Annotated in this window: 5 protein-coding genes and 1 pseudogene; 2 read left to right on the plus strand and 4 right to left on the minus strand. The window is 63.6% G+C overall.

The features are described from left to right. The 3 genes from groL to EOA29_RS41710 form a co-directional block, all read right to left on the minus strand. A partial coding sequence (gene groL, locus EOA29_RS29155; protein ID WP_127221958.1) for a chaperonin GroEL occupies window positions 1-1060 on the minus strand: 1060 nt, incomplete at its 3' end. A gap of 62 nt (window positions 1061-1122) precedes the next feature. Beyond that, on the minus strand, window positions 1123-1419 hold the full coding sequence (gene groES / locus EOA29_RS29160; RefSeq protein ID WP_073987612.1) for a co-chaperone GroES: 297 nt from the start codon (window positions 1417-1419) through the stop codon (window positions 1123-1125). A 62-nt stretch (window positions 1420-1481) separates the two neighbouring features. Next, window positions 1482-1700 (minus strand): hypothetical protein, encoded by a 219-nt coding sequence (locus EOA29_RS41710; protein ID WP_189350117.1) that lies wholly within the window; start codon window positions 1698-1700, stop codon window positions 1482-1484. On the opposite strand from EOA29_RS41710, the pseudogene EOA29_RS44075 reads away from it, so the two are divergent. After that, window positions 1659-1775 (plus strand): annotated as a pseudogene (locus EOA29_RS44075) (LysR family transcriptional regulator); the annotation flags it as partial. The gene EOA29_RS41710 and the pseudogene EOA29_RS44075 sit on opposite strands and share 42 nt — an antisense overlap. A gap of 134 nt (window positions 1776-1909) precedes the next feature. Here the strand turns inward: EOA29_RS44075 and EOA29_RS29170 are convergent. After that, on the minus strand, window positions 1910-2536 hold the full coding sequence (locus EOA29_RS29170; protein ID WP_126094444.1) for a TetR/AcrR family transcriptional regulator: 627 nt from the start codon (window positions 2534-2536) through the stop codon (window positions 1910-1912). Window positions 2537-2656: 120 nt separating this feature from the next. Here EOA29_RS29170 and EOA29_RS29175 point away from each other — a divergent pair. Next, window positions 2657-3551, plus strand: an 895-nt coding sequence (locus EOA29_RS29175; protein ID WP_127221959.1) for an MFS transporter, incomplete at its 3' end; no start/stop codon positions are given.

Consider the following 3551-nt stretch of genomic DNA (forward strand, 5'->3'; position numbering starts at 1 on the left):
CGATCTGCTGCTTGATCTGGGCGACGCGGCCCTGGATCTCGGCCTTCTTGCCGGCGCCGTCGACGATGGTGGTGTTCTCCTTGGAGATCGACACCTTCTTGGCGCGGCCGAGCATGTTGAGGCCGACATTCTCGAGCTTGATGCCGAGGTCTTCCGAGATGACCTGGCCACCGGTGAGGATGGCGATGTCTTCCAGCATGGCCTTGCGGCGGTCACCGAAGCCCGGAGCCTTGACGGCGGCGATCTTCAGGCCACCGCGCAGCTTGTTGACGACCAGCGTGGCCAGAGCCTCGCCTTCGACGTCTTCCGAGATGATGAGCAGCGGCTTCGAGGTCTGAACGACGGCTTCCAGGACCGGCAGCATGGCCTGCAGGTTGGAGAGCTTCTTCTCGTGCAGCAGGATGTAGGCGTCTTCCAGATCGGCGACCATCTTGTCGGCGTTGGTGACGAAGTAGGGCGACAGGTAGCCGCGGTCGAACTGCATGCCTTCGACGACTTCCAGCTCGGTGTCGGCGGTCTTGGCTTCCTCGACGGTGATGACGCCTTCGTTGCCGACCTTCTGCATCGCTTCCGCGATCATCTTGCCGACCGACTCGTCGCCATTGGCCGAGATCGTGCCGACCTGGGCGACTTCCTCGGAGGTCTTGATCTTCTTGGCGGCCTTGCCGAGAGCGGTGACGACTTCACCGACGGCGAGGTCGATGCCGCGCTTGAGGTCCATCGGGTTCATGCCGGCGGCAACGGCCTTGTTGCCTTCCTGGACGATGGCCTGGGCGAGAACGGTCGCCGTGGTCGTGCCGTCGCCGGCGATGTCGTTGGTCTTCGAGGCGACCTCGCGCACCATCTGCGCGCCCATGTTCTCGAACTTGTCCTCGAGCTCGATCTCCTTGGCGACGGTGACGCCGTCCTTGGTGATGCGCGGGGCGCCGAACGACTTGTCGATGACGACGTTGCGGCCCTTCGGACCGAGGGTGACCTTCACCGCGTCGGCGAGGATGTTGACACCGCGCAGCATGCGCTCACGGGCATCGCGGGAGAATTTTACGTCTTTTGCAGCCATAGTTAGCTCCTGACAGGGGCTCGGACAGAGCCCGATAATTCAGTTGATGGAGAGACCGATATTCAGCCGATGATGCCCATGATGTCGGATTCCTTCATGATCAGAAGGTCCTCGCCATTGAGCTTGACTTCAGTGCCCGACCACTTGCCGAACAGGATGCGGTCGCCGGCCTTGACGTCGAGCGGCACGAGCTTGCCGTTTTCGTCGCGGGCGCCGGAGCCGACGGCGATGATCTCGCCTTCCTGCGGCTTCTCCTTCGCCGTATCCGGGATGATGATCCCGCCGGCGGTCTTGGATTCGGATTCGACCCGGCGAACGACCACACGGTCATGAAGCGGGCGGAACTTGGACTTTGCCATGTTTTCTTCCTCGAATGAGAACGGTGAGAACTGTTCCTCCATCCGGCGAGGCCGGATATGAGTTAGCACTCACCTAAGGCGAGTGCTAACGTGGCGCTGAAATAGGCTGGCGCCTTGCCAGAGTCAAGGCGCGCGGGAAGGGGCAATGGCGCGAAATTTTTCTGCGCATGACGCGATGCCGAAAAAGGCGGATTGCATGGGCGTATCAAAATAGAAGCGCCGTGTTTCGCTTCGCCGCCGACATTGAGGCAGGCCGCTTGATCGAAGTGCTTGCCGATCATCCGCCGATCGCGGTGCTCTATCCACGCAGCCGCCAACTGTCGCCAAGGGTGAGGGTGTCCGTCGATTGGCTGGTGGATTCTCTTCCAGCGTTGGCGATTGGCGAAAGCCGTGGTGACGTCCGATCTCCCCCCAAGTGGGGGAGATGTCCGGCAGGACAGAGGGGGGCGCGAAGGAACTCGACGCCTCCATTCTTCGCAAAAGCCAAAAGCTACAAAAACAACCGCAATTGCGCATGGATGATCGAGCGATAGTCCTCGATCGTGCGCCGCCCCTCCGCCTCGTCCTGCGTCAGCGCCAGCCGCACGACGCCGCCGGCGAGCTGGAAGATGAGGAACACGATGCGCGCGAAAGCCTCGCGCCGGTCCGGCTCGATCAGCGGCGCGACCGTCTCGCAGAACATCTCCGCCTGCCGCCTGGTCTCGGCGATGTCGAGATTCTTGAGTGCCTTGTCGGCCTGGATCGCGTTCTGCAGATCCTGGATTGCCGGATCGCCGGCGACGCGGCCGCGATAATCGTCGAGCAGCCGGTCGGCCGCCGGGATCACATCGTCGCGCTGCCGCACATTGGCGATGATCTCGCTGAGCCGCGCGCGGCTCTCCTCCGAGAAGCGCTCGTAGAGCATGGCGAGAATCGCCGATTTCGAGGGAAAATAGTGGTAGACGGTGGCGATCGGCCCGCCGGCCAGCGCGCCGACCTCTTTCATCGTCACCGCGTCGATGCCCTTCTCGCCGATCAGCCGCATGGTCGTGGCGAGGATCGCGTCGATGCGCTCGCGGCTGCGCTCCTGCTTGGGCCTGCGCCGAGGTTCCGTCGCCGTTCGTCTTGCTTCCGTCATGCGCCAAATCTCTCGGTGAGAGCTGCGATTTCGCGGTTGACAACAAACTGATCAAGTATCAGTTTCGTCAAATGCTGACAACTTGTCAGTTTTTCATGCGGGCTGCAAGGGAGAGCGCTCGTGACTGTCACCGATGCCGTGCAATCGGAAGATAGCGACTGGCTGGTCGGCAATCCGACCGGCCTGCAACTCGCTTCGGCGCTCTGGATCGGTTCGGTCGGTCTGCTCATCCTCGGATTGCAGCCGGTGCTGCTCGGCGCGCTCTACAGCGAAGGCCATGTCACCGGCGACGAGCTGGCGCTGGTCGCCACCGCGGAGATGATCGCGATCGCCATAGGCTCCGCGATCGTGGCGATGCTCTTGTCGGCGCGCAGCATGCGCTGGAAGAGCGCTGTGCTCCTCGTCCTGCTCGCGCTCGCCAATTTCTGGACGGCCTATGCCGCAAGCCCCAATGCGCTGATTGGCGCGCGCACCCTGGCGGGGCTCGCGGAGGGCGGCCTGGTCGCGGTCGCCACCGAGCTGATCGCCCGCTCGCGCCGGGCCGAGCGCATCGGCGGCTATTTCGTCACGCTGCAGACGTTGGCGCAATGCGCGCTGGCGCTGCTGCTTGCGCTCTATGCCGTGCCCGCGGCCGGCTCGGCCGGCGGCTTCATCGCGCTTGGCGTGGTCTGCCTTCTGTCGCTCGTCGTCGCCTGGACCGTGCCGGACGATTATGCGGACCTGCCTAAGGAAGAGCATTTTGCCAACGTGCTCACCATACCGGCGATCACCGCGCTGCTTTCGATCTTCTGCTATTTCATGTTCTTCGGCGCCGTCTGGGCCTTTCTCGAGCCGCTCGGCGCCGAGTTCGGCATCGACGGCCGCACCGTCGGCCTGATGGTTTCGGCAAGCCTCGCCGCGCAGGTGGTAGGCGCCATGACCGCGACCGTGTTCGAGGCGCACATCGACTACCGCCTCGCCATCACCGTCATCGGCGCGGTCGCGGTCATGGCGCCTACCACCTGCGCGGCGAGGC

Origin of the sequence: Mesorhizobium sp. M1E.F.Ca.ET.063.01.1.1, assembly GCF_003998155.1 — a bacterium.
Taxonomy (GTDB): Bacteria; Pseudomonadota; Alphaproteobacteria; order Rhizobiales; family Rhizobiaceae; genus Mesorhizobium.

Coding starts and splice junctions, on each gene's coding strand:
- groES (WP_073987612.1), bottom strand. CDS start 1,419: ATGGCAAAGTCCAAGTTCCGCCCGCTTCATGACCGTGTGGTCGTTCGC.
- EOA29_RS41710 (WP_189350117.1), bottom strand. CDS start 1,700: ATGATCGGCAAGCACTTCGATCAAGCGGCCTGCCTCAATGTCGGCGGC.
- EOA29_RS29170 (WP_126094444.1), bottom strand. CDS start 2,536: ATGACGGAAGCAAGACGAACGGCGACGGAACCTCGGCGCAGGCCCAAG.